This is a genomic window from Rhizobium sp. BK098 (assembly GCF_014193155.1).
GTDB lineage: Bacteria > Pseudomonadota > Alphaproteobacteria > Rhizobiales > Rhizobiaceae > Rhizobium.
The window spans coordinates 16,297-41,871 of the sequence record NZ_JACHYY010000018.1; the positions used below are offsets into that span (position 1 = coordinate 16,297).

A 25,575-nucleotide genomic window follows, 5' to 3' on the forward strand; every position below is an offset into this window, starting at 1 on the left:
TAATCCAAACTAGTAGAGGCTGCGGGCAAGCTTTTCGGCATCGCCGTCAAGCTGACCCGCCTTGCCGTTGCCGATCAGCGCATAGGCGACTTCGCCAATCTGCCAGTAGGCAGCCTGGACATCGTCACGCTTGATGTGACTGACATCTTGGACGGCGAAATTGCCCGGACGGACGGCAAACAGTGACAAATGTCCGTCTTCGCCGGCATCGACCATCATTTCGACGCTCGGCCCGAATTCGGATGGATAGATTTGCGCATCGGTGACACGCCAGCCACCCGGCAGCTCCGGCAATATGATTGCCGTCGATGCGCGGATTTCATCCGGATTGTAATTCGCAGACGCCGACTGCGGCTTGATCTCTTCGCGCACGGCCGTCGTCTTGTAGGCGCGTACCGCGTCATCGACGAAGGCCGGTGGACGTGTCGACGCACTAACCTCGCTCGCCGTGAAGGCGCCGAAGGACGTATGCGCAACCCAGCCGGTGGTCACCAGCACGGCGATGGCGGCGACACGCTGAAACGAGCCCAGCACGCGGCCATAGGCCAGCCCGCGCTCCAGCCGCCGTGCGGCCTCCCGCGTTTCCGCCCGGACCACATGGCCTTCGCCGGCCAGAGCCATGCGCAGCTCGCCACGGATGCTCATGTCGGCCATCACTTTGGCTGCGATTTCGGGATGCTCCGAGAGATAGGATTCCACCTCGATACGGCGCGCAAGCGTCAGCTCGCCGTCGACATAGGCGTCGAGATCGGTATCGATGATCGGATCAACGATTTTCATTGCCGCCTCCCTCGATAAGCCTGAGATGCGAAACCTTGGAGGCTGCCTCCTCGAAACTACGCAGCGTCGCGCGAGCCCGTGCAATGCGGGACATCAGCGTGCCGACAGGAATGCCAAGCGCTGATGCCGCCTCCTGATAAGAGAGGTCCTCGATCGCCACGAGATGCAGCGCCTCGCGCTGCTCCTCGGGCAGACTGAAGAAGGCTTCGCGAACTTGGTTCAAACGCACCGTATGGTCCTGCGATGCCGGCAATGCAGTTTCGAGGTCGGCCGCAGCCTCCTCGTGACGACGGCTCAGCGACTTTTTCTGGCGCAGGCGGTCAATATGCACATTGTGCAGGATCGACAGCAGCCAGGTGCGCAGATTGCCGTCGCGCCTGAACGATGCCTTGCGCTCATAAGCCTTGACCAGCGCGTCATGCACCAGATCCTCGGCCTCGTCCGCATTGCGCACAAGCGAGCGGGCGTAACGTCTCAGCGAACCGAGCTGCCCCAAAACATCGAATGTGCGTCCTTTGCGTTCCATACACCTATATACGGAAGCACTCCGGATTCTATTCCATCGCCCGGCGAATATTTTTTGCTGATTTTTTACATCAGCAGGAAATCCTTGGGCTGCGGCAACGGCGGCAGGTCGGTTTCCCCAAGCGCTTCGCGCAGATTGATCTCGATCGTATCGGCAAGCGCGCCGATGGCGAGCGCATTGGGGCGCTTGCCGAAAGGGTCTTCCAATTCGTCGCCCAGCGCATCCAGACCGAAGAAGGTGTAGGCGATGAGTGCCGTAACAAAGGGCGAGCCCCAGCCGAGCGTATCGACATAACCGAAAGGCAGCAGGAAACAGAAGAGATAGGCAGTGCGATGCAGAAGCAGCGTGTAGCCGAAGGGCAGCGGCGTGTTGCGCAGCCGCTCGCAGGCCGCCTGGGCCACGCCCATCTGACCGATCGTGATATCCAGCATCTGATATTGGATATCCGAAATCACACCCGATGCTTTCAGCCGTGCGAGATCGGCGGACATCAGGCGCAGAATGAGATCAGGCTTGTTGCGGGCCGCGTGATAGAATTCCGCCTCGCTTGCGGTCAGCAGGCAAAACACCTTGCCCTCGTCGCTGCCGGGTCGCAGGAGACAGACGAGCGCCTGTGTGAAGGCGATGGTCAGGCGCAGCAGGTTATTGCGCGTCTCGATACCGGCCTCCCCTGCACTCTCCAGCACCAGCGTCTGCCGGGCGAAGCCGCGCGCGAGATGGACGAGCTGCCCCCAATCCTTGCGGCCCTCCCACCAACGGTCGTAGCAGGCATTGTTGCGGAAGCCGAGGAAGATCGAAAGCGCGATACCGAGCAGCGATAGTGCCGAGCCGTTGAAGGAAACGATGAGGTTCGGCCGAGCCTCATGACCCCAGACGATCAGCGCCGATAGCAAAAAGATGGCGATGATCTGCGGCAGGATGCGGCGGATAATCGACCCGTGGACGATGAAGAAAAGTTGGAAGAGATTCGGCCGGTCGCGGACGATCATGACGAAACGCACTCTCGATGAATGTCTGACGGCGCAGCAATACACCAGACGAGCCGGAAGTAACGAGTACTTCTTGCAAGGCGGCCCCGACCGGCCGATATCGCTCGCCGGTCAGGGCAGGCCATCATTTCACACTGGCGCTTGCCGTTACCAGAACCGGGTCGGCGCGATAATCGCCGGGAAAGAGATGCTGCAGGTTCTTGATCTTGGGCAGGTCGTTGATGACGATATAGGGATAGGTCGGATGCGTCGTCAGGAAATCCTGATGATAGGCCTCGGCCGCATAGAATTGCCGCGCAGGCTCGATCTTGGTGACAACAGCCGCATCGAAGACCTTGGCGTGGTTGAGCTGCTCGATATAGGCCTTGGCGATATCAGCCTGCGACTGACTGGTCGGGAAGATCGCCGAACGGTACTGCGTCCCGGTATCCGGCCCCTGATAGTTCAGCTCCGTCGGATCATGCGCCACCGAGAAATAGATCTGCAGCAGATGGCCGTAGCTGATCTTGTGCGGATCGAAAACGATACGCACGGATTCGGCATGGCCGGTATCACCTGCGCTTACCGTTTCATAATGAGCCGCATCCTTGCTGCCGCCCGTATAGCCCGAAGTCGCGCTGATCACGCCATTGACGTGCTGGAAGACGCCCTGGACGCCCCAGAAGCAGCCGCCGGCAAGCACCGCTGTTTCCGTGCTGGTGGTAATCGCCTTTTCATCCATACTCGGCGCGGGAATGACGCGTGCATCCTCTGCCGAGGCGCGGCCGACGAATTGCAGCGCGACGCCGCCGAGTAATACCGCGAGCGCCGTAAAGCCGGCCAAGCGGGTGACGCGCGATGAATAAATGCGGGTCGTGTCCTTCGATAAAATCTTCATGGTGATTTCCTCTCGACCGCGATTGTAAATGCGACAGTCACAAGGAAATACGGGAAGACGGGCATTTTTGTTACACACGCCCGCGTGCAACACCGAAACGTGAACGCCGAACGCAGCTCAGTAGTGCGGCGGCTTGGTAACGGCCGGTGCGTCGAGCGACTGCTCCTCCAGCGTCAGAAACCGCTCGGTCAGGCGGTCGAGCTTCTGCCTGGTCTGCTCGACTACCTTCCATTGCTCGGCGAGCTGATCGGAAAGCTCCTCGATCGTCTTGGCCTGGTAGGCGACCGTTTCCTCAAGTTTGGTGATGCGGCTCTGTTCGTCTGACATGTCTGATCCCTTTCGCAACGATCTATAGCACCGGTACCGTCGCGTACAGCCCTTCCATTCCGCATGAGGCGAGCTGCAGCGTCGTTTGACGGTAATGTGACAAAACTGAAAAACAGCTGAAAAGACCCGTTACCTAAATGACATGGCGGCCTTCTAAAGAGAGCGCAGAGACGCGCCGGTTTTGAAGGCCATTCCTTCCGCGGGCGCACCCTTTCTGAAGACTGCGGAGAAGCGCCTTGAAGATCATCCAGATCACCGACACGCATTTGAGCCCCAACAAGCCGCATTTCAACGGCAATTGGGAGCCGCTGGCGAAATGGATCGAGGCAAGCGGCGCCGATCTCGTCGTTCACACTGGCGATCTGAGTGTCGATGGCGCCGACAAGGACGAAGATCTCCTCTTTTCCATGGATCTGATGCGACAGGTGTCGGTGCCGATGCTGATCGTGCCCGGCAACCACGATGTCGGCCACCTGCCCGGCTCCTATCAGCCCGTCAATCCCGAACGGTTGGACCGCTGGCGCCGCCTCGTTGGCCCGGACTACTGGGCGAAGGACGTCGGCAACTGGCGCCTGATCGGCCTCAACAGCCTACTGATGGGCTTCGAGGACGCCGAGGAGCAGAAGCAGTTCGACTGGCTGCAGGAGAAGCTCGAAAACCGTGGCGAGCGCCGCATTGCCCTCTTTGCCCATAAGCCGCTCTTCGTCGATGCGCCGGATGAGGGCGATACCGGCTACTGGAGCGTTCGTCCGGTACAGCGCCGCAGGCTCTATGATCTGATCGCAGCCCATGACGTGGCTCTCTTCGGCAGCGGCCACCTGCACTGGACCTGGGAAGGCCGCTTCAACGATACCAACCTGGTCTGGGCACCGCCCGCAGCCTTTATCCTTGGCGAGATGGAGCGCGAAATGCCGGGCGAACGCCTGATCGGCGCAGCAATTCACGAACTTGGCGAGATGGTCTCGACCGAGCTCGTCGCGGTACCCGGCATGAGCGCCTACTTCCTCGATGACGTCGTCATGGAAGTCTATCCGCAGGCCGCCCCCAAGGCAAAGGAGCCGACCGAATGAGTGCGCTTTCGCTTCGCGGCATCGCCAAATCCTTCGGCGGCAACGCCATTCTCAAGGGCGTCGATCTCGATGTCCAGCCCGGTGAGTTCATTGCGCTCGTCGGCCCGTCCGGTTGCGGCAAGAGCACGCTGCTGCGCATCCTCGCCGGCCTCGACCATGCCGACAGCGGCGAAATCATCCTCGGCGGCAGCGACGTATCAGGCGTCGCGGCGGCGGACCGCAACATCGCCATGGTCTTTCAGTCCTACGCGCTCTATCCGCACCTGACGGCCTCCGAAAACATTGCCGTGCCGCTCGCCATGCGCCGCCTGTCGCGCGTCCAGCGTCTGCCCTTCATCGGCTCGCTGATCCCCGGTCAGCGCGCTGCCCGCTCCGGCATCATCCGCGACGTCCGCGAAATGGCTGTTTCGCTGAAGATCGATCACCTGCTCGACCGCAAGCCCGGGCAGATGTCCGGCGGCCAGCGTCAGCGCGTGGCGCTTGCCCGTGCCATGGTGCGCCGCCCCGCCGTCTTCCTCATGGACGAGCCGCTTTCCAATCTCGATGCCAATCTGCGCGTCCACGCCCGCGGCGAAATCGTCGATCTGCATCGCCGAGCCGGCGTGCCGACTGTCTACGTGACGCATGATCAGGCCGAGGCGCTGTCGATGGCCGACCGCGTCGCCGTCATGATCGGCGGTCAGCTGCTGCAGCTTGCCTCTCCCCAGACGATCTATGACGACCCGGCCCATGTTGAAGTGGCTCGCTTCGTCGGTCAGCCGCGCATCAACCTTTTGCCGGCGCTCGCCGAAAACGGCATCGTTGCCTTCGGTGGCATCCGGCTTGCGCTGGAAGACGGCAGTGTTACCGGCAAGAACGTGACCCTCGGCATCCGTCCGGAATTTGTGAGCCTCACGCAAAACCGCCAGGATGCGCTCGCCGCCCATATCGAGCGAATGGAGTTCCTCGGCTCCGAAGTCATCCTCTATGCCAAGCTCGACGCCATCGGCGAAACTATGGTCGTCAAGCTCTCGCCGGCCGAAGCTGCCGGCCTTTCCGCCGACATGCCCGTTGCGCTGACACTGGCGGCCGAACAGGCGATGGTCTTCGCCGAAGACGGCCGCCGCCTGCGCGCGAGCCCGACGAGCGTCGACGCCACGCGGGAGAGGGCGCATGGCTAGTATTGCCGCCACATCCCTGCCCGTGCGGATGGCTGCGGCCCGCGAGCGAAGCGAAGCCCGCACGGCCCTGCTCTTCGCCCTGCCCGCCATCGTCCTGATCGTGCTCTTCATCATCGTGCCGATCGTCGCCGTCGTTGTGCTCGGCTTCACGGATTTCCAGCTCGGCGACAAGAGCCTGCGCTTCGTCGCCTTCGAGAACTATGCGCATCTGCTGCGTGACCGCGCCTTCGTAAAGTCGCTCTGGAACACTGCGACCTATACTGCAATCGTCGCGCCCGTCTCGATCGCGCTCGGCCTCGGCGTCGCGCTGCTGATCGAAAGCGAAGGCATCGGCCGCAGCTTCTTCCGCACCGCTTACTTCCTGCCCGTCGCTTCGCTGATCGTCGCGATGGCGACCGTCTGGCAGTATCTCTTCCATCCGACGATCGGCCCGATCAACGCCCTACTTGGCGAGATCGGCGTGCATGGTCCGAACTGGCTCGGCTCGTCGGCAACAGCGCTCTATAGCCTGTCTATCATCGGCGTCTGGCAATCCGTCGGCTTCAACATGGTGCTGTTTCTCGCCGGCCTTACCGCCATTCCGCGAGAACTCTACGCGGCTGCCGAAGTCGACGGCGCGAAATCGGCGTCCGATCGCTTCTGGCTCGTCACCTGGCCAATGCTCGGACCGACGACGCTGTTTGTCACCACAATCAGCATCATCAACGCGGTGAAGGTCTTCGACACGGTGAAGGCTTTGACCGACGGCGGCCCGAACCATGCGTCCGAGGTGCTGCTTTTCACCATCTACCAGGAAGGCTTCGTCTATCTCCGGGTCGGCTATGCCTCGGCGATGACGACGGTGTTCCTCGCCATCCTCGTGGTGCTGACCTTCCTGCAATATCGCGTCCAAGACCGGCAGGTGCATTACACATGACCTCGACAGGCTTCACTCCCGGCCGCATCCTGCGCCTCTCCCTGCTGATCCTGGGCTCGCTCATCTTCCTCGCGCCCTACATCTTCATGATCTCGACCGCCGGCAAGGCGCAGGACGATATCTTTACCTCGGCGCTGAAGCTGATCCCGACGCATTTCTATTACGTCGAGAACATCGCCAAAGCGCTGAGCAAGGTTTCCATGGGCACGCTGCTCTTCAATGGCGTCCTCGTCTGCGGCCTGATCTTCTTCTTCCAGGTGCTGATCGCCATCCCCTGCGCCTATGCCATGGCCAAGCTGAAATTCCCGGCGGCACGCATGATGATGGTGCTGGTCATGCTCGGCCTGCTGGTCCCGATCCATGCGACGGCGCTGCCGCTCTATGTCGGCTTCAACAGCCTGTCGCTCCTGAACAGCTATGCGGCTCTCGTCGCACCCTTCTCGATCTCGGTCTTTGCGATCTTCATGTTCCTGCAGTTCTTCCGTTCGATGCCCGACGATCTGATCCATGCCGCCCGCCTCGACGGCATGTCGGAAATCGGCATCGTCGCCCGTGTCATCGTGCCGAATGCCTGGCCGGCAGTCACCGCCTTTGCGATCTTCTCGGTCGTCGCGCACTGGAACGACCTCTACTGGCCGCTGATCGTCATCACCAAGCAGGAATATTTCACGCCGCCGCTGGGTCTCATGTATTTCCGCGCCGCCGAAGCGGGGGACGACTACGGCGCACTCATGGCGGCAACCCTGATCATCACCCTTCCCCTCGTCGCGGCGTTCCTTCTGGCACAGAAGCGCTTCGTCGAGGGCATCACCATGACCGGTCTCAAAGACTGACCGGTTCGAAATTCGACAACGGAGAACGAGCGATGAAGCATATCACCCAGATTCTCGCCGCTGCGGCCATTTCTATGGTCGTGACGGTCCCGGCCTATGCCGAAACCACCCTGACGGTTCATTATCCCATGCCGGGTTTCTTCAAGAACGTGATGGACACGATCTCGAAGAAGTTCATGGAAGAAAATCCCGACATCAAGATTCAGTTCGCCGCTCCCTCGGCCACCTATGAGGAAGGCATCCAGACCATCCTGCGTCAGGCCGGCACCAGCGAAATGCCGGATGTCACCTTCATCGGCCTCAACCGCCTGCGCATGATCGACGAGCGCAACGTCGCCGTCGACCTCGGCCCCCTCGTCAAGAAGGAGGGCAATATGGCCGAGAAAGGCTTCTCGGACACGATCCTGAAGCTCGCCCAGGTCAAGGGCAAGCAGGTCGGCCTCGCCTTCGCGACGTCCAACCCGATCATGTACTACAATGCCGACCTAGTGAAGGCTGCCGGCGGCAACCCGGACAACCCGCCGAAGACCTGGGACGAGGTCATTACGCTTGCCGGCAAGATCAAGGCGCTCGGCAACGGCGTCGATGGCATGGACTTCCGCTGGCAGGGCGACGACTGGATGTTCTCCGCCCTCCTCTTCGGCGCCGGCGGCAAGATGCTGAACGACGACGAAAGCAAGGTTGCCTTCAACGGTCCCGAGGGCCAGAAGGCCGTCGAACTGATCCAGCGCTTCGTCAAGGAAGGCGGCATGCCGGTCTTCACCAAGGCTGCCGGCGAACAGGCCTTCGCTGCCGGCAAGGTCGGCTTCGAATTCCAGACCACGGGTGCTCTCGTCAACACCATCAAGAATGTCGGTACCAAGTTCGACCTGCGCACCGCCAAGCTGCCGCTGATCGACCCGGTCAATGGCCGTCTGCCGACGGGCGGTAATGCCGTCGTCATCCTGACCCATGATCCGGTCAAGGAAGAAGCAGCCTGGAAGTTCGCCAAGTTCGCCGCCGGCCCTTACGGCGCCTCGGTCGTCGTTCCCGGCACCGGCTATGTTCCGAACAACGAACTTGCCGCCAAGTCAGCCGAATATCTCGGCGACTTCTACAAGAAGAACCCGCTGTTCCAGGCTGGCCTCAGCCAGATGTCGATCATGGTTCCCTGGTATGCCTTCCCGGGCGCCAACGGCGTCAAGGTCACTCAGACCATCGTCGACAACCTCTCGCGCATCGTCGATGGCTCAGCCGCTCCGAAGGAAGCGCTCGAGGACGCCGCTTCTGACGTCGAAGGCCTGCTGCCGCGCAGCTGATCATTCGAACCGGCTGAGCAACCTGCGCCGCCTCCCAACAAGAGGCGGCGTTTCCATTCCCGGGCAAGGGTCAGGATTGTATGGTGAGATCGCGCACTGTGCCACCCGCACGCATTCGATAGGGCACAGTCAGATGACGCGGGGGCGCGGCATTTTCCGCCATATCCAGCAGCAGCGAGGCGGCAGCGGCCCCCATGGTTCCATCCGGAATTTCCACCGTCGTCAGAGACACTTCGCCCAGAAAACCGAGGGAAATCCCGTCGAAGCCGGCGACCGAAATATCGCGCGGAATCGAAAGACCCTGACGCCGAAGCGCGCCCATGACGCCGAGCGCCAGAAGATCGTTGGAAGCAATGATCGCCGTCGGGTCGAACCGCGAAATCGCATCGGAAAGATCGAGCTGTTCCAGGCTGTTTACGAAGGAAATTTCGAGCGCGTCGAGGGGCTGTTGCCCCGCCGCTTCCATGGCCCTGATATAGCCGAGATAGCGCAGCTTCGCCCGATCCGACGCGGAGAAGTGGCCTGATATGAACAGGATGCGGCGATGACCCTTGCCTAGGAGGTGATCGGTCAGATCCCGGCCCGCGCCGAAATTATCGGTCGCGACCGCGGCGGTAAAGCGGGCGGTCGGCAGGTTACCGAGCAATACGGTCGGCGGCAGGGCGGAGGATAGAACAAGACTGCGCTCGGGATCGCAGAGCGTCAGGATCAACCCAGTCGGTTGCTGCTGGAGCAGCGAGGCGACGGCATCGACCTCCTGCGCCGGATCGTAGTTCGATTGCGCGATCAGCACGCTATGCCCCGCGTGAAGAGCTCGGTTCTGGATGCTGGAAAGCGAAGCCGCGAAAACCGGATTGGTGATGCTCGGAATGAGCACGCCGATCGCCGGTCGGCCGGTGCCGGTACGCCCACCTGTCCGATAGCCAAGCTCCGCCGCCGCCCGGCGCACGCGCCGCACCATCTCGTCGCTGACCGGACCGCTGCGATTCATCACGCGGCTGGCGGTCGCGACGGAACAGCCGGCGCGGAAGGCGATCTGCTGGAGCGTCGACATGATATCAATCACCTCCGGCTTCGGTTTCAGCCCTGGACTGGCGCAGTCTTATGGGAATGTGGGGGATTTATATCAGGCCGATGACACTTATTTGACAGCCCTCCCCGCACACCGCGACATTCCGGCCCTTGATCTTTGCTGCAGCGCAGCAGATGCTCGTTCCGATCGCAGCGGCGAATGATGCTGTCATCAATCGATGCCATGATTGCCGCGCTATGATCCGCAGATCCGCCCCTCGAAAGGATGCTCTCATGTCAGAAGCACGGACGCCTGCCACCACCACCGACAAGACCGAAAGACTGTTTTTCCTCGATATCAACGACGGACGAATCCTCTCCTCCGCCATCGACGGCACCGATCTCAAGCTTATCGTCCAGCGGGCGGGCCGCAGCCCCGACGGCATTCTCGTCGACAGCGAGAACGGCTGGATCTATTGGACCGAGATGGGCAACGACTACAACGCCCATGACGGCTCCATCGAGCGCATGGACCTCGACGGCGGCAACCACATCACGCTGATCCCGCCGGGCAGCACCCTCGTCACGCCGAAGCAGATCCAACTCGACCGCGAGAACGGCAAGCTCTATTGGTGCGACCGCGAAGGCATGCGCGTCATGCGCGCCAATATCGATGGCAGCAACATCGAAACCCTGGTGCAGAACGGCGACAGCCCGGGAGATAGCACCGATATCGCACGCTGGTGCGTCGGCATTGCCCTCGACCTGCCGCTCGGCCAGATCTACTGGACCCAGAAAGGGCCGCCGGATGCTGGCCTCGGCCGCATCTTCCGCGCCGGCATCAACATCCCCGCCGGCGAAACCGCGACGAACCGCAGCGACATCGAAACACTGCTGGACAAGCTGCCGGAACCGATCGACCTCGAGCTGGACCTCGCCACCCGCACCATCTACTGGACGGACCGCGGTAATCTTCCGCGTGGAAATACCGTCAACCGCGCCCAGATGGATGATCTCGCCGGCACATCTGAAGTCGTTCTCGAAGGCCTCGACGAAGGCATCGGCCTTTCGCTCGATCTACCCAACAACCGCATGTTCTTCACCGACATCGGCGGCAATCTCTATTCCGCCAGCCTCGATGGTTCGGGCGAGCGCGAACTTCTTCATCATGCCGGCTCGTTCACCGGCATCGTCTACGCCGAAATCTGAATGTTGATCATCGTAGGCGCAAACCAGCGCGCCTACGACCCATCCTCCTCGGCCACCATCCGATCCAGATTCTGGTTCAGCCGGCGCATGAGCTGAACCAGCGTCTGAACTTCATCAGCGCTGAAGCCAGAAAGAACCCGGTCTCGCCCCTCTTCCAGCGCCTGGCGCGCTGCCGGGAGTTTCGCGACTGCTGCCTCGGTCAACGACACGAGGCTGCTGCGGCCATCGGCTGGATCGGGCGTGCGCCGGATCAGACCATCCCGCTCCATGCGCGCCAGCATCTGAGCCATCGACGGCTGCTCGATCTTGGCGAATTTCGCCAAATCCTTCTGCGACATCTGCGCGCCATTCCGGAGCAAATACAGCACCGGCAGCTGACCGATATTGAAGCCCAAAGCCCTCACCCGACGTTCGCCAAGACGTGAGAACGCGCGCGACGCCATGTTGATGAGCGGCGCCGGTGTGTCGAACAAATCCCAATCCATCATGTCTTCACCACTTGAATAGGTGCCTATGTTAATTTATATAGGTACCTATGTACGAAATTATGAGGACCCTGTCCATGACATCCTATCCCCGTATCGCCATCATCGGCGCAGGCCCCGGCGGTCTGACCCTGGCCCGCATCCTTCATCAGGCAGGTGTGCCGGCTATCGTCTTCGAACGCGATGAACATGCACTTTCCCGGCCGCAAGGTGGCACGCTCGACCTGCATGTGGAATCTGGCCAGCTCGCGCTGCGCCGCGCAGGCCTCTACCGCGAATTCCTGGCGATCGCCCGCTATGAGGATCAAGGAAGCCGGCTCTATGACAAGCATGGCGCGCTGCTCTTTGCCGATGACGACGCTGATGAATCCGATAGGCCCGAGGTCGACCGCACCGCGCTCAGGCAAATCCTGCTCGCCTCTTTGCCATCAGAAGTCATCCGCTGGAACCACGGCCTGCGCGAAGTCCGCCCGCGCGGCGATGGCACCTATGATCTGGTCTTCGAAAACGAAACGGTTGGTCCCTTCGACCTCGTCGTCGGCGCCGACGGCAGCTGGTCCAAGGTCAGGCCGCTGGTCTCCTCGTACCGCCCGCAGTATAGCGGCATCACCTTCATCGAATTCGGCATCGACGACGTCGACGCCAGCCACCCGGACCTCGCAGCCCTTGTCGGCCGCGGCAAGATCGGCGTCGAGGCCGATGGAAAAAGCCTGATCGTCCAGCGCAACGGCAATGCTCATCTCAGAGGCTACGCGATCTTCCGTGTGCCGGCCGGCTGGGCAGACAGGACCTTCGACTTTGCAGCGCCGGCAAAAGCCCGCGCGCGGCTGATGGCCGAGTTCGAAGGCTGGACACCGGAGATACTGCGCCTCATCGAAGCCAGCAACGACCATATCGTCTGTCGACCGATCTACGCATTGCCGGTCGGCCACCACTGGCAGAACCGCATCGGCATCACGCTGCTCGGCGATGCCGCGCATGTGATGTCGCCCTTCGGCGGCGAAGGTGTGAATATGGCGATGCTGGATGCAGCGGAACTCAGCCGCCAGCTTCTTGAGCAGGCGGACTGGAAACATGCCGTCCGAGCCTATGAAGCAGAGATGTTCGAGCGCGTCATCGAGCCGGCAGAACAGGCCGCCGAGGCCGTAGCGACGGAGCTTTCCCACCTCGGAGCCGAGCTATCGCTTCAGCACTACAAGGCCCATCTCGAGGCCCGTCAGAAAAATGCGGCAGCATAGCCGCACTCAAAGAAAAGCGGGCCAACCTGACCCGCTCCAAAGAATGTCATCTATCCCGTCGGGAGCGGCTCAGCTGCCCTTGCGCACGCCATCCAACAGATGCGGCAGCGACTTGACGCCCTCATCCCGCAATTCCGCCGGCAGCAAGCCTTCCGGCAGATCCTGATAGGAGACCGGGCGCAGGAAGCGGCGAATGGCGAGCGTGCCGACCGAGGTCGTACGGCTGTCCGAGGTCGCGGGGAAAGGCCCGCCATGCACCATGGCATGGGAGACTTCAACGCCGGTCGGCCAGCCATTGGCGAGAATGCGCCCGGCCTTGCGTTCCAGCACCGGCACCAGCTTGGCGGCCGTGGCATAATCTTCCGCTTCGATCTGCAGGGTCGCGGTCAACTGGCCCTCGAGCTTTTCCGCAACGGCAATCATCTGGTCGACATCCTTGCAGCGTACGAGAAGGCTTGCCGCGCCGAAGACTTCATGGCCCAAACGCTCGTCTGCCAGGAATTCCGCCGCTTCCGTTTCGAAGAAGATGCCCGGGCTCCGGTTGACGCCTTCGGCCGGAGCGCCATGAGCGACGGTCTTGACAGACTCATGTTCCGCCAATGCGGCAACACCCTTGTCGAAGGCGGCGTGAATGCCGGGCGTCAGCATCGGCGCCGGCGCGCGGCCAGTCAGGGCATCGCTGGCCGCCTGAACGAAACGGTCGAGATCAGGGCTCTCGATCGCAAAAAGCAGGCCCGGATTGGTGCAGAACTGGCCGGCACCGAGCGTCAGGGAATCGATGAAGCCAGTCCCGATCGCCTCAGCGCGTGCTGCGAGAGCGGCGGGGAACAGGAAAACTGGGTTGACGCTGCTCATCTCGGCATAGACCGGGATCGGCTCAGGCCGGGCCGCGGCAATGGCGCCAAGCGCCAGGCCGCCGCCGCGCGAGCCGGTGAAGCCGACGGCCTTGATGCGGGGATCGCGCACCAGCGCGGCACCGGTCTCGTTGGCACCGGTCAGCAGCGAGAATGTGCCCTCCGGTAGGCCGCATTGGCCGACGGCGGCGCGGATGGCGCGGCCGACAAGCTCGCCCGTGCCGGGATGGGCAAGGTGGCCCTTGACGACGACCGGGCAGCCGGCGGCAAGTGCTGACGCCGTATCACCGCCTGCAACCGAGAAGGCGAGCGGGAAATTGCTGGCGCCGAAGACAGCAACCGGGCCGAGCGGGATCTGTCGCAGGCGCAGATCCGGCCGCGGCAGCGGCTTGCGCTCCGGCAGTGCCGGATCGACGCGCAGATCGAGCCACTCGCCGGCGCGGACCACCTGCGCAAAGAGCCGCAGCTGGCCAACGGTGCGGGCGCGCTCGCCCTGCAGGCGCGCCACCGGCAGGCCGGTCTCCTCCGTCGCGCGCTCGATCAGGGTATCGCCAATCTCCATGATGTTGTCGGCAATCTTTTCGAGAAATGCTGCGCGCTGCTCCGGGCTGGTCGCACGGTAGACGTCGAACGCCTGAGCGGCCAACTCGCAGGCTTTAGCGACATCGCTCTCGCTGGCGACCGCAAAGGCCGGCTCCAGATTTGCGCCGGTTGCCGGGTTGATGGCACGCACGGTTCTGTTGCCGCCGGTAGAATCTGAGCCGATCAATAGATCGCCGCGAATCTCGAAAGATTGTGTCATGGGTATTCCTCAAGGATGTCGGAGCGCTAGGGCGTTGCGCTGCGAGAGCAGATAGCAGGATGGGATGACAGATATAAGATGATAATCGTCATCTAATTATCAAGGTGCATGTCCTGAGATCAAGGCGACAACGTCAATTAATCATACTTTTTCTGCATATGGCGCTGCGGCCTCTTTCATGCCAATTTAGCGCCCATCCGAAAGACCGAGTGCGACCGAGTCCCCATGTCCATTGCGCTTCTTGGCGATCCGATCGTCCAGTTCTTCATTCTGGTTGTCGTCGGCACATTCGTCAGCCGCGTCATGCTGCGTCATCAGCGGGCCGGCCGTCTGATCGGTCAGATGGCCTTCTTCGTCTGCCTGACCGCACTTTTATTCTATCACGGCATCGTCCCCTATGAGCCGAGCCCGTCGCAGGAATCGGTGACGCTGCGCACCTTCACGGGCTTTGCCAAGATCGTGTGGTGGGTCAACGGCGCCTGGGTGCTGATCGCCTGCGTGCGGCTGTTCCTGATTTTCGAGCGCAAGCCCCGCGAGGGCCGGCTGCTGCAGGATCTGATCGTCGGCGTCATCTATCTCGGCGCCATTCTCTCCATCGTAGGTAATGTCTTCAGCGTCCCGATCGGTACACTGATCGCAACATCGGGCGTCTTCGCCATCATTCTCGGCCTTGCCTTGCAGAGCACTTTGAGCGACGTCTTCTCCGGCATCGCTCTCAATCTCGGCCGCCCCTACTCCGTCGGCGACTGGATCGTCCTCGAAAATGACGTCCAGGGCCGCGTCGTCGAAACCAATTGGCGCGCCACGCAATTGCTGAGCGGCACCAACGATCTGATCGTCATTCCGAACAGTATCCTTGCCAAGACGCGGCTGACCAATCTTTCCTCGCCTGACGAAAGCCACGGCGCAACCGTCAACGTACGCATTCAGCCCACCGCCCTGCCACGCATCATCGCGGATGTGATGCAAAACGTCTTGATCAGCTGCAACTCGATCCAGAAGAACCCGGAACCCAGTGTCGCCATCACTTCCATCGATGGGCAGGCGATCGAGCTGCAGCTGTCCTTTCGAGTACGCGATATGTCGCTGACACAAGCCGCAAAGAACGAGATCTATGATCTGCTAGTTCGTCACACCAAGGCGGCAGGCTTGAAACTCGCCGATCCGCCCGGCACGATCATGCTTCCGATGCAGCAAAAGCCTGAGACGGCCGACGAGAAGCAACATGCGCCCGGAACGCCCTGGCGGCTTGTCAGCAATATCCCTCTGTTCTCTTCGCTGACCGAGGATGAAAAGGAGCATCTGGCATCGCATATGCAGCGGCGGACCTATCGCAAGGATGCTGTCATCGCCGAACAGGATGCCCGCATGCGGGCGCTCACGATCGTCCGCTCGGGCGTCGTCAGCATCACCCGCCGCGAAGGGCATCGCCAGATCGAGCTGACGCGCCTTGCGCCAGGCGATTATTTCGGTGAGAACGGGCTGCTGATGGGATCGGGCGAAGTCGGCACGGTTCGCGCCCTTACCTTCGTCGTCACCTATGAAATCGGCGAGGAATGTCTGGCGCCGCTGCTGCACGACCGGCCCACCCTTGCCGAAGAGCTCGGTGCCATGCTGGCAAAACGCATTGAGGCGGAGCAGCATCTCTTCGCCAATGCCGATATGCTCGGTCATGGCGCTCATGTGACCTCGCTAAGCTCGCGCATCAAGCATCTCTTTCAACTGCAGCAGCACGATTAGGCCGCATCCGCTTTCTCGGGATGCCTTGCGCGAGGCCAGCCAGTCAGTTCGATTGCGTTGCCGGCGCCGCCTGGACCTGCCCGGCGTAAAACGCCCTGGCATCCATCGTGAACTGCTCGCGCGACGCCGGCCGTGTGTAGAACATGTGACCGCCGCGATAAAGCTTCATCGCCACGCGATCAGCAAAGGCGGACGGCATATGGTCGAGCACATATTTGTTGACGCCGAAGGGGATGACGAGATCGCTGTAACCCTGCCCGATCATCACGCGGAAGGATGACGAGAGCGATAGCAGCTCCTTGAGATCATCGCCAACACCGGCGGTCCCGCGCGAGCCGCCATTGTGCCCGCTCCATTTCCATTCCCGGTTCACGGACGACGACAGAAGCGTGTAGGTCATGTCGGTATGAAAGCCCAGCTCGTCACGGGCATAGCCTGAAAAGGCACCGCCATAAGCACGAACAAAGCCATCCAAGATCGGGTCGCCGCCATGCTCGGCCTCCGACTGCGGATAGGGGTCCGGCGCGAGGAACGAGGCGTCATAAGCACTCGCCACGTCCGCGCCGTCACCATCGGAATGTTTGCGGTAGACCCCGCCGAGAAAACCTTGGTTCTTGGCAACGACATCCTGCGGTATGCCCGTCAGCTTCGCGATGCGTCCGTAGAAGGCTTGGCCGGAATCTCCTGATGGCGGCCGTCTGGCAAGAGTTGGCAAATAGTCGTTGAAGGCGAAGGTTTCGGCATCCTGGACTGCTTTCTCGCTGAAGGCGTTTAGACGCTCCAGTTCGGCCGCCGCCAGTGACGGCAGCTGCAAGGCTGCGCCAAGCGCATCCTCACCGTCCCCGAAGACGAACCGGCCCTCCAGCAGCGGCGACAGCATGACGATGCCGGAAATCAGAATGCCCTGATCCTCGCGCAGGCTGTTGGCAATCTTGACCGAACGAAACCCGCCATAGCTTTCTCCAAGAATGTACTTCGGCGACGACGCCCGGCTGTTATGGGCGATGTAGAGCGCGATCGCCTTGGCGAGACTTTCGGCATCGCTGTCGACACTATAGAAATCATTCTGATCATCGGGCTTAGCAGCGCGGCTCCAGCCGGTACCGATCGGATCGATCAGCACGAGATCGGTGAATTCGAGCCAGCTTTGCGGATTGTCGACCAACTTGGCATTGGCGCCGTCACGGCCGTCTGCGCCGAAATCGACGATGCGCGGACCGACGAGCCCGAGATTGAGGAAGGCCGAAGCAGCACCCGGCCCGCCATTGAACACGAAGGTCACGGGCCGGTTCGCATCCCGGTTCTTGGCGACATAGGCGGTGTAGAAGATCGCGGCGCTTCGCTGGCCATCCTGGCCGAAAAGATCGAGCGTGCCCGCCGTCGCCGTATAGGGAATGGTCTTGCCATCCGTAGTCAGCACATGGTCGCTCACGGCATCGGGCGGCAGGAGCGAGAGCACGCCGCTCGCACTGGCAGGTGCGCCATGGCCTTGCTCGGGCGGAGCGGCGGATGCCGTGGCCGATATCAGCGAAAGGGCCAGCGCCAGGCCGGGAACTATCTGGCGAAAAGACATGAAATCGCATCCTCCAAATGGATCATCGCATAGCTGTCGTTGCCGGCGATACTATGTCACAGACGACAAGCGCCGAAACTCAAGAGATGTTGATCGACGGATTATCGGTCATGGCACTTCTGGAGAATGGCGCGCTTGAGGGCGTGCTGGCCGGCGGGCTGCAGCAAATCAAAACTTGATCCTGTCGATGCTGGTCAGTGTCGTCTTCTGCGAAACGCCCGGCGCATTGACCATGTGCCAAGCCACATATTGCTCACCGTAAAGCTCTGTCGATGACATGCCGTCGACAGGCAGGACAATGTTCATGCCGTTGAGCGCCGCGTCCGTCGCCGTATCGAGCACCGCCCCCTCCGAGGCCGTGCCTGTCACGATGATGGTCTTGATGCCCTTGTCTGAGAGAATACTGCGCAGATTGGTGCCGATGAATTTGTCCGGCCCGGATTTGACGATCGGCTCGCTCGCCAGGGGCGCCAGCGCCGTTGCGATATCCTGCGGCTCGCCAACACCGGCCAGGCTGAAGACGACGAGCATCTCCTTGGCGCGCGCCTGATCGAGCAGAGTTTTCACCTTGGGGACGGACGCCAGGCAACGGGGCTTGGTCTTCACGTTGCACGGTCCCTTGGTCGGGTCCTGCGCGCCGTTGAAATCGAAGATCAGCAGTGCCGTCGTCTTCGGATCGACGGTAACGGTCTTCAGCTCCGGCGCCACCGGCGGCTTCACTTTCTGCCAATCATCGATGATCGTCTGCGCTGCTGCCGGCGAAGGCAGAGCGAGGCCAAAGGTCCCAGAAAGAACCGAAAAGCCGAAGCCGAAAGCGAGGCCCGATTTCCGCCTCGCTCCATTTGTCTTCCTGATCAGGCTCCTCTCTTGCATCGGCACATCCCCTTCGCTTGACGGTCGTGGAGGAGAGATAGGCCATAAACCAGAACGGAGTAACGAAACTCTTCGTGATAGCGCTCCAAAGTGTGCGGCCGCATATCTCAGGCAGATCACCCAAACTCCTATGTCGCCGCCTCGTCCATCGGCTCTGCGGAATCCCGGTCGCCGCGGAGCTTGCCGAGCACCTCCTGCAAAGCCTGCTTCAACGCATTAATCTCCTCAGAACCGGCGATATCGGACCAGCGCTGATCCACAAGGCGACCGGTTGCCGCTGCTATCGGCCGCACGCCTCTGCCACGCTCGGTCAGAAACACAAGTCTTGCACGTCGATCATCAGGGTCCGGTCGGCGCTCGACATAACCCAGGCGCTCCAACTCCTCTACTGCCTGCGTCATCGTCTGCTTGCGGACATGGGAAAGCCGAGTGAGCTCACTCACCTGAATTCCTTCCGGACGCATGAAGGTAAACACATTGGCGTGCGGTGGTCGGATATCGCCATAACCGGCCTCTTCCAGCGCGGCTTCGACATCCTGTGTCCAATGTTGATGCACGAGCCGCAGCAGCAGGCCCAGGGACGGGCGAGTGGGAACACAATCTTTCATGATATAGACAGGCACCTGACTATTATGTTAAATAGACAGGTACCTTACCATTTTCTTTCACGAGAGGATACCCACATGCCCTCCCTCAATGTGCTGGACTCGACGATCTTCTACGAGGATGCCGGAACGGGAACACCCTTCGTCTTCCTGCATGGCAATCCGACCTCATCCTACCTGTGGAGGCATATCAGCCCGGCCCTTGCCGTGCCTGCCCGCTGCCTGGCTCCCGACCTCATTGGCATGGGCCAGTCCGGCAAACCCGATATCGCTTATTCATTTGACGACCATGCACGCTATCTCGAAGCTTGGCTCTATAAACTCGCGCTCGATGATGTCGTATTGATCGGCCATGATTGGGGCGGCGCACTCGCATTCGATTGGGCCGCCCGCCATCCGGAACGCGTGCGCGGCATCGCCTTCATGGAAACGATCATCAGGCCTTTGACCTGGAACGACCTGCCGAATGCACGGGCTCGCTATGAACTGCTGCGCTCACCGGGCACGGGCGAAGCGAAGGTTCTGGACGAAAATTTCTTCATCGAACAAGCTTTGAAAGCCACGGTTCTAAATGGATTGAGCGCCGAGGATCATGCCGTCTATCGCGCGCCCTACCCGACGCGCGAAAGCCGCCGTCCGCTGCTTGCCTGGCCGCGCGCGATGCCGATCGAAGGCGAACCCGCCGATGTCGTCGCGCGCATCGAAGCCTATGATGCCTGGCTTGCCCGCAGCGAAGATATCCCGAAACTGCTGCTGACTTTCGATGGTCCGGCGGAGACGCTGCTGGTAGGCGAAAGGATGATAGATTGGTGCCGCGAGAATATTGCCGGATTGGAGATCGAAAATTGCGGACCGGCAAGGCACATCGCGCCGGAAGATCAGCCCCATGCGATTGCAGCCGCCATCTCCAGCTGGGCCGCCAATCATAGTTTGTCTCGCTGAAAAGCCGATCTTCGCGACAGGAAAGGCCGCCACCTCTGCTCGACGGCAGGCGATCAAGTACAATCCATCGTTGACAAAAAACCGTCAGGCCATAATCTGCGCCTAAGCCTTTGCGATTGCCCAATTTTCTTTTGGAGATCAGGATCATGCCGGCACATTGCATGAGACGACTGGTTCTGGCAGGCATTATCCTCGGCATATCCGCCTACACGGCTACGGCCGCGCAAACGCTGGATCTCATCGCCCAAAAGGGCACGATCCGGATCGGCTATATCAGCGACGAAGCACCCTTCTCCTTCAAGAAGAAGGACGGCAACCCGGCGGGATATGCCATCGATCTCTGCGGCAAGGTCGCCGATGCCGTCGGGCGCAAGGTCACCGATCTCAAGCGCGACTATGTCGAAACCACGCTTGCCGATGGCTTCGACGCAGTCAAAAGCGGCCAGGTCGACCTTCTCTGCGGCGCGCTGACCATTAGCCTCGGCCGGAAGGCCCGATCCTGCGACGCGAGATCATGATGCAGTCGATCCCGCAATAAGCGCATTCAGGAGATGCCGTCGCCTTTGCGACATCTCCGATCAGCATATGTCACCGACAAACCCAGCCATTTCCTGATAGGACAGCGTGATGGTCGTCGTGCAAGCATCTTGAATATGTCGTAGACAGGCTCTGGTCGCCGCCGCACACATCATAAAATCCGTTTTCAGTATCAATCAGGGTCGCACGCAATGGCAGTATTTCCTCAAAAGGCGAAGGTCGTCATCATCGGGCTTGGCGGTATCGTCGGCGCATCGATCGCTCATCATCTGATCGAGCGCGGCTGGGACGATATTGTCGGCATCGACAAATCAGGCGTCCCGACGGATATCGGCTCGACGGCCCATGCCTCCGACTTCTGCTACACGACCAGCCACGATTTCCTCTCCTGCTGGACGACCCTCTACTCCATCGATTTCTACGACAAGCTCGGCCACTATGCCCGCGTCGGCGGCCTCGAAGTCGCCCGCGTCGGCGATGACGACCGCATGGCCGAAATCAAGCGCAAGGTGACCTCGGGCAAGGCCTTTGGCACGCGCGTGAGCTTGATCGACCCCGCCGAGATCAAGGAAAAATTCCCGCTGATCGAGGAAAGCATGGTTCAGGGCGGGATGTGGGACCCGGATGCCGGCCTCGTCATTCCCCGCTCTCAGACCGTTGCCGGCAAGCTGATCGACCAGGGCGAAAAGAGCGGCAAGCTGCAGTCCTTCGCCAATACGCCGGCCCAGTCTCTGATCGTGAAAGACGGCCGCATCAGCGGCGTCGTCACCCATCGCGGCACGATCGAAGCCGAATATGTCATCGTCTGCGCCGGCCTCTGGGGCCGCCTGATCGCCGAAATGGTCGGCGAGGACCTGCCGGTCATGCCGGTGGACCACCCGCTGACCTTCTTCGGCCCCTATAATGAGTTTGCCAACACCGGCAAGGAAATCGGCTTCCCGCTGATGCGCGACCAGGGCAATTCCGCCTATATGCGCGACACCGGCGACCCGAAGACCGCCGAAGGCGGCCAGATCGAATGGGGTTACTACGAAGAGAAGAACCCGCGCCTCTGCCATCCCCGCGATCTCCTTGAAAAGCATGAGGCCCGCCTTTCGCCTTCACAGCGCGATCTCGACATGGAACAGATCATCGAGCCGCTCGAACGCGCCATGGAACTGACGCCGATCCTCGGCGAACTCGGCTACAATGAAGGCCATTCCTTCAACGGTCTCCTGCAGGTCACGACCGATGGCGGCCCGTCCGTCGGCGAAAGCCAGAAGGTCCGCGGTCTCTGGTATTGCGTCGCCATCTGGGTGAAGGACGGCCCTGGCTTCGGCAAGCTCGTTGCCGACTGGATGACCGACGGCCGCACGCCGATCGACCACAACAGGATCGATTATTCCCGCTTCTACCCGCATATGCTGGAAGAGAGCTTCATCGAAGGCCGCTGCACGGAGGCTGCGCAGAAGATCTACAATCCCGCAGTCCACCCGCGCGAGCCTTATGCCACCGGCCGCAACATCCGCCGCTCGCCCTTCTATGAACGAGAAAAAGAGCTCGGCGGCTACTTCATGGAGCTCGGCGGCTGGGAGCGTGCTCATGGCTATGCCGCCAACGAGCACCTGCTCGAAAAATACGGCGATCGCATCCCGGTGCGCGAAAACGAATGGGACAACCGCCATTTCTGGCGCGTCTCCAATGCTGAGCACCTGGCACTGAGCGAAGATTGCGGCATCATCAACCTCTCGCATTTCGCCATGTACGATATCGAAGGCCCCGATCATGTCGAACTGCTGGAATGGCTTTGCGCGGCCAAGATCGGTGGCGACGCCAATATCGGCAAGGGCATCTACACCCACTTCCTCGACGACGAGGGCATGGTGCGCGCCGACTTCACTGTCATCCGCATGGCCGACCGCTGCCGTCTGATCGACGGCGCCGATGCCGGCCCGCGCGATTTCCACTACATGCGCCGTGTTGCCCAGGATAAGGGCTTCAACGTCACCATCACCGATGTCACCGAACGCTATGTCACGATCGGCATCTGGGGACCGAATGCCCGCACCAACCTGCAGAAGGTGGTCGAAAGCCCGGAAAACCTCACGCACGAAAACTTCCCCTTCGCCGCGATCAAGCAGATCCGCATCGCCGGCAAGAACGTCACCGCATTCCGCATTTCCTATGTCGGCGAACAGGGCTGGGAACTGCACATGGCCTATGGCGACGCGCTGGCCGTCTGGGATGCGCTGCGCTCGACCGGCGCGATCGCCGTCGGCGTCGAGACCTATGCCAACAGCCGCCGTATGGAAAAGAGCCTGCGCCTGCAGAATGCCGACCTGCTGACGGAATATAACCTCCTCGAAGCCGATCTCGCCCGCCCGAAGGTCAAGGACGCCGATTTCCGCGGCAAGGCGAAGCACCTCGAATATCGCGCCCGCGAGCATCAGCCGGCCATGCTCTGCACGCTCGTCATGACCGACAATATCGACTCCAACGGCGTTGCCCGCTACCCCGTTGGCATCCTGCCGGTCATGGATCCCGAAACCGGCGAAACCCTCGTCGATGAGCTCGGCCGCCGCTCCTTCACCACCTCGATCGCCTATGGCCCGACCATCGGCAAGAATATCGCACTCGCCTACCTCCCCTGGTCCTATGCCCAGGAAGGCCGCAAACTGAAGGTCGAATATTTCGGCGAAACTTATCCGGTCGAAGTTGCCGGCGTCGGCTACAAGCCGCTCTATGACGCCGAAAACCTGAAGCCGAGAAGCTGATCTCCAACGAACCGGAAAGCGAGGTCATGCCTGGCTTTCCGGTTGTCTCTCGGGCTGGTCGTCTATCAGGCTGTATGATCGATGATGGCCTGCACGATCTCGCCAATGTCGCGCTCGTGGATTTCGTGCCCTCCACCTTCGACCCGGTGCAACCGCGCGTCTCGGACGACCTTGGTAAAGGCCTCCCCGTGTTCTATGGTAAACAGCGGATCGGCTGTGCCGTGGATCGCAAGGACCGGCAGCTTGATATCGGAGGCCTGAAGCCTTGCAGGCCTTTCCTCGCTCACGAGCGTGAAATGGTTTGTAGCACTGGCAAATGACGGCGCCCGTGCCATGTCGCGGGCGATCAGGTCCCTTGCAGCGTCGGGATCGTGCGGATGCCGGGTGCCGGCAAGCATGGCCGTCTCGCGGCGCAGGAAACCGGCAATGGCTTCGAGGTTCGACCAATCGATTGCTTCGGCCGACCTGGAATGCTCCTGATAGGCCTCCGTCGAAGAAGGCAAGCCCTCGACGCCGAGCGGTGATGTGTTGATCAGCGTAAGCGTCCGCACGCGCCGAGGATGGCGCAACGCGACTTCTTGCGCAACGGCGCCGCCCATCGACATGCCCGCCACATGCGCCGTTTCCAATCCGTAGCCGTCGAGAATGGCGATGGCATCGTCGGCCAGATCGGTGAACGAATACCGGGGTTCGCCTTGCGGATAATGTGTCGAGAGGCCGGTATCGCGCTGGTCGTACCGGATCACATAGCGCTGGCGAGTGGCAAGTGCCTCGCAGAACCTGTCCGGCCACCACAGCATCGAAGCCATCATTCCCATGATCAATATGATGGGCGGGCTGGAGGGATCACCGAAAGCCTGGGTCTGCAGCTTCGCTCCCTTGACCTCGATTGACGTCTCGGTGGCGGCGAATGATCTCGTTCGTTCCATGACAAAATCCATCCGATTGCAAATTGCAACTGGAATCCATATTGCATGACTGATCTTATTATGCAATCAGTTTATGAGAGAGCTGCAAAACCGGGTATCGACTTCCGTCAGAGCAACTCCAGAAGAGCGTCCAGCGGTTTTCCAGCCGGAATTGTGTAGGAACAATGGGTTGGAGCTGTTCGGAGATCTTGCGAGAGCTGAGCACAATAGCGATTGAGGCGAGATAAGGGGGGCCTGTAGTGCGGCAATGTGCTGATTTTTACGACGCCGAACTGTCACGGCATAACCGGCATTTGCGAGCCGCAGCCAGCGTCCGGACGCATGACCGGGTACTCGATATCGGCTGCGGCGCCGGGCAAACCACCCGGCAAGCCGCTCTCGCCGCAACACAAGGCAGCGCGGTCGGCGTGGACACTTCCGCCGAGATGCTTGAGATTGCGCGCCAGCGTAGCGCTGAAGCAGGATTACACAACGTCAGCTTCGAGCTGGGCGACGCGCAAACCTACGCCTTTCCAGCTGCCGGCTTCGACCTATGCATCAGCCGGTTCGGCGTCATGTTCTTCGCCGATCCGCCGGTAGCATTCGCCAATATCGCCCATGCAATCCGCCCGGCTGGACGCATCGCCTGGATGGTATGGCAAAGCCAGGAGCGCAACGAATGGTCTGGCGCAATCCGGGATGCGCTGGCTCCAGGAAGCGCAATTCCAGGAAATGCCGGCAAGGCGTTTTCACTCGGCGATCCAGCCATAGCCACGAAGCTATTGAGCACCGCCGGCTTCACCTCGATCGACTTTATCGAAGTGGAAGAACCGGTATTTTATGGAGCCAATGTCGATGCCGCCCTTGATGCCCTTGCCGGCCTCTATATGGTCAAGGACGCGCTCATGCACACCGATGAGGCGCCCGACCAGCCACTTCTGCGGCTGCGTGATTTACTGGAAGCGCATATGACCTCCGGTGGTGTGCTCTTCGACTCCCGCGCATGGATCATTACCGCTGATCGAGCCGGCGGCTGAGTGGCTCCCACCCCTCTCCGCGAATGCACTACGGCGCAGATCTACGAACGCCCGCTTTTAGGTTCTCGCCCGAGATTTTGACATGAGTTTTGCGTCAGTCGGTAGGGAAGTTTTGGAAAGACTTGGTTTTGTGGGCGGGCTTTGAGCCGTTCGCGTTGCTCACCCTTGCGGTTATGGTCCTGAGGCGGGAGGATCTAGCATCGCCATTGAAGATGAAGTCTTCGCGCCCTTG

Annotated in this window: 25 protein-coding genes and 1 pseudogene; 14 read left to right on the forward strand and 12 right to left on the reverse strand. The window is 61.0% G+C overall.

Annotated features, from left to right (window positions below; all coding sequences use genetic code 11):
* Window positions 1–9: 9 nt before the first annotated feature.
* The 5 genes from FHT73_RS27510 to FHT73_RS27530 all read right to left on the reverse strand — a co-directional run bounded on the left by FHT73_RS27510 (window position 10) and on the right by FHT73_RS27530 (window position 3,499).
* Window positions 10–780, reverse strand: a complete 771-nt coding sequence (locus FHT73_RS27510; protein WP_183716164.1) for an anti-sigma factor — start codon at window positions 778–780, stop codon at window positions 10–12.
* Window positions 767–1,306: a sigma-70 family RNA polymerase sigma factor gene (locus FHT73_RS27515; protein WP_183716166.1), complete on the reverse strand. Its 540-nt coding sequence runs from the start codon at window positions 1,304–1,306 to the stop codon at window positions 767–769. Before FHT73_RS27515 ends, FHT73_RS27510 begins: the two co-directional genes overlap by 14 nt.
* Before the next feature lie 65 nt (window positions 1,307–1,371).
* Complete coding sequence (locus FHT73_RS27520; RefSeq protein ID WP_183716168.1) at window positions 1,372–2,295, reverse strand: bestrophin family protein; 924 nt, start codon at window positions 2,293–2,295, stop codon at window positions 1,372–1,374.
* A 124-nt stretch (window positions 2,296–2,419) separates the two neighbouring features.
* Window positions 2,420–3,172, reverse strand: a complete 753-nt coding sequence (msrA, locus tag FHT73_RS27525) for a peptide-methionine (S)-S-oxide reductase MsrA (RefSeq protein ID WP_183716170.1) — start codon at window positions 3,170–3,172, stop codon at window positions 2,420–2,422.
* 117 nt (window positions 3,173–3,289) lie between these two features.
* Window positions 3,290–3,499: a SlyX family protein gene (locus FHT73_RS27530; RefSeq protein ID WP_112335260.1), complete on the reverse strand. Its 210-nt coding sequence runs from the start codon at window positions 3,497–3,499 to the stop codon at window positions 3,290–3,292.
* 236 nt (window positions 3,500–3,735) lie between these two features.
* On the opposite strand from FHT73_RS27530, the gene FHT73_RS27535 reads away from it, so the two are divergent.
* Genes FHT73_RS27535 through FHT73_RS27555 form a run of 5 tightly spaced genes read left to right on the forward strand, consistent with a single transcriptional unit; the run spans window position 3,736 to window position 8,776 of the window.
* Window positions 3,736–4,569 carry a metallophosphoesterase gene (locus tag FHT73_RS27535; RefSeq protein ID WP_183716172.1) on the forward strand — a complete coding sequence of 278 codons (834 nt, stop codon included), beginning with the start codon at window positions 3,736–3,738 and terminating at the stop codon, window positions 4,567–4,569.
* Complete coding sequence (locus FHT73_RS27540; protein WP_183716174.1) at window positions 4,566–5,729, forward strand: ABC transporter ATP-binding protein; 1,164 nt, start codon at window positions 4,566–4,568, stop codon at window positions 5,727–5,729. Before FHT73_RS27535 ends, FHT73_RS27540 begins: the two co-directional genes overlap by 4 nt.
* Window positions 5,722–6,645 carry a sugar ABC transporter permease gene (locus FHT73_RS27545; protein ID WP_183716176.1) on the forward strand — a complete coding sequence of 308 codons (924 nt, stop codon included), beginning with the start codon at window positions 5,722–5,724 and terminating at the stop codon, window positions 6,643–6,645. Before FHT73_RS27540 ends, FHT73_RS27545 begins: the two co-directional genes overlap by 8 nt.
* Window positions 6,642–7,478: a carbohydrate ABC transporter permease gene (locus tag FHT73_RS27550; RefSeq protein ID WP_183716178.1), complete on the forward strand. Its 837-nt coding sequence runs from the start codon at window positions 6,642–6,644 to the stop codon at window positions 7,476–7,478. Before FHT73_RS27545 ends, FHT73_RS27550 begins: the two co-directional genes overlap by 4 nt.
* A 32-nt stretch (window positions 7,479–7,510) precedes the next feature.
* Window positions 7,511–8,776, forward strand: a complete 1,266-nt coding sequence (locus FHT73_RS27555) for an ABC transporter substrate-binding protein (protein ID WP_112410098.1) — start codon at window positions 7,511–7,513, stop codon at window positions 8,774–8,776.
* A gap of 70 nt (window positions 8,777–8,846) precedes the next feature.
* On the opposite strand, the gene FHT73_RS27560 is transcribed toward FHT73_RS27555, so the two are convergent.
* Complete coding sequence (locus FHT73_RS27560) at window positions 8,847–9,830, reverse strand: substrate-binding domain-containing protein (protein ID WP_183716180.1); 984 nt, start codon at window positions 9,828–9,830, stop codon at window positions 8,847–8,849.
* Here FHT73_RS27560 and FHT73_RS27565 point away from each other — a divergent pair.
* Complete coding sequence (locus FHT73_RS27565; protein ID WP_183716182.1) at window positions 9,829–10,011, forward strand: hypothetical protein; 183 nt, start codon at window positions 9,829–9,831, stop codon at window positions 10,009–10,011. The two genes, FHT73_RS27560 and FHT73_RS27565, sit on opposite strands and share 2 nt — an antisense overlap.
* A gap of 70 nt (window positions 10,012–10,081) precedes the next feature.
* Entirely contained in the window at window positions 10,082–10,996 is a 915-nt protein-coding gene (locus FHT73_RS27570) for a 3-hydroxyacyl-CoA dehydrogenase (RefSeq protein WP_183716184.1), read from the forward strand.
* 32 nt (window positions 10,997–11,028) lie between these two features.
* Here the strand turns inward: FHT73_RS27570 and FHT73_RS27575 are convergent, their stop codons facing one another.
* Window positions 11,029–11,484, reverse strand: a complete 456-nt coding sequence (locus FHT73_RS27575; RefSeq protein ID WP_112335267.1) for a MarR family transcriptional regulator — start codon at window positions 11,482–11,484, stop codon at window positions 11,029–11,031.
* A 74-nt stretch (window positions 11,485–11,558) separates the two neighbouring features.
* Between FHT73_RS27575 and FHT73_RS27580 the strand changes: the two genes are divergently transcribed.
* Window positions 11,559–12,719 (forward strand): NAD(P)/FAD-dependent oxidoreductase, encoded by a 1,161-nt coding sequence (locus FHT73_RS27580; RefSeq protein ID WP_183716185.1) that lies wholly within the window; start codon window positions 11,559–11,561, stop codon window positions 12,717–12,719.
* Window positions 12,720–12,788: 69 nt separating this feature from the next.
* On the opposite strand, the gene FHT73_RS27585 is transcribed toward FHT73_RS27580, so the two are convergent.
* Entirely contained in the window at window positions 12,789–14,375 is a 1,587-nt protein-coding gene (locus FHT73_RS27585) for an aldehyde dehydrogenase (NADP(+)) (RefSeq protein WP_183716187.1), read from the reverse strand.
* A 225-nt stretch (window positions 14,376–14,600) separates the two neighbouring features.
* Here FHT73_RS27585 and FHT73_RS27590 point away from each other — a divergent pair, with 225 nt between their 5' ends.
* A complete protein-coding gene (locus FHT73_RS27590; RefSeq protein WP_112603013.1) occupies window positions 14,601–16,115 on the forward strand; it encodes a mechanosensitive ion channel family protein in 1,515 nt (504 codons plus the stop codon).
* 43 nt (window positions 16,116–16,158) lie between these two features.
* On the opposite strand, the gene FHT73_RS27595 is transcribed toward FHT73_RS27590, so the two are convergent.
* Window positions 16,159–17,688 (reverse strand): carboxypeptidase, encoded by a 1,530-nt coding sequence (locus FHT73_RS27595; RefSeq protein ID WP_183716189.1) that lies wholly within the window; start codon window positions 17,686–17,688, stop codon window positions 16,159–16,161.
* A 17-nt stretch (window positions 17,689–17,705) separates the two neighbouring features.
* Between FHT73_RS27595 and FHT73_RS29380 the strand changes: the two genes are divergently transcribed.
* The gene (locus tag FHT73_RS29380; RefSeq protein ID WP_184353648.1) at window positions 17,706–17,867 is read left to right on the forward strand and encodes a hypothetical protein; all 162 of its coding nucleotides are present in this window, start codon (window positions 17,706–17,708) and stop codon (window positions 17,865–17,867) included.
* Here FHT73_RS29380 and FHT73_RS27600 read toward each other — a convergent pair.
* Both FHT73_RS27600 and FHT73_RS27605 read right to left on the reverse strand, forming a co-directional pair.
* Window positions 17,857–18,561, reverse strand: coding sequence for an isochorismatase family protein (locus tag FHT73_RS27600; protein ID WP_183716191.1), 705 nt, complete (start codon window positions 18,559–18,561; stop codon window positions 17,857–17,859). The two genes, FHT73_RS29380 and FHT73_RS27600, sit on opposite strands and share 11 nt — an antisense overlap.
* A gap of 128 nt (window positions 18,562–18,689) precedes the next feature.
* A complete protein-coding gene (locus tag FHT73_RS27605; RefSeq protein ID WP_183716193.1) occupies window positions 18,690–19,169 on the reverse strand; it encodes a MarR family transcriptional regulator in 480 nt (159 codons plus the stop codon).
* A 24-nt stretch (window positions 19,170–19,193) separates the two neighbouring features.
* Here FHT73_RS27605 and FHT73_RS27610 point away from each other — a divergent pair, with 24 nt between their 5' ends.
* The 3 genes and pseudogenes from FHT73_RS27610 to FHT73_RS27620 all read left to right on the forward strand — a co-directional run bounded on the left by FHT73_RS27610 (window position 19,194) and on the right by FHT73_RS27620 (window position 23,398).
* Entirely contained in the window at window positions 19,194–20,108 is a 915-nt protein-coding gene (locus FHT73_RS27610) for a haloalkane dehalogenase (RefSeq protein WP_281409885.1), read from the forward strand.
* A 146-nt stretch (window positions 20,109–20,254) separates the two neighbouring features.
* Window positions 20,255–20,599 (forward strand): annotated as a pseudogene (locus tag FHT73_RS27615) (transporter substrate-binding domain-containing protein); the annotation flags it as partial.
* A 237-nt stretch (window positions 20,600–20,836) separates the two neighbouring features.
* The gene (locus tag FHT73_RS27620) at window positions 20,837–23,398 is read left to right on the forward strand and encodes an FAD-dependent oxidoreductase (protein WP_183716214.1); all 2,562 of its coding nucleotides are present in this window, start codon (window positions 20,837–20,839) and stop codon (window positions 23,396–23,398) included.
* 65 nt (window positions 23,399–23,463) lie between these two features.
* Here FHT73_RS27620 and FHT73_RS27625 read toward each other — a convergent pair whose 3' ends face one another.
* Window positions 23,464–24,327: an alpha/beta hydrolase gene (locus FHT73_RS27625; protein WP_183716216.1), complete on the reverse strand. Its 864-nt coding sequence runs from the start codon at window positions 24,325–24,327 to the stop codon at window positions 23,464–23,466.
* A gap of 239 nt (window positions 24,328–24,566) precedes the next feature.
* Between FHT73_RS27625 and FHT73_RS27630 the strand changes: the two genes are divergently transcribed.
* On the forward strand, window positions 24,567–25,343 hold the full coding sequence (locus tag FHT73_RS27630) for a class I SAM-dependent methyltransferase (RefSeq protein ID WP_183716218.1): 777 nt from the start codon (window positions 24,567–24,569) through the stop codon (window positions 25,341–25,343).
* Window positions 25,344–25,575 lie beyond the last annotated feature (232 nt).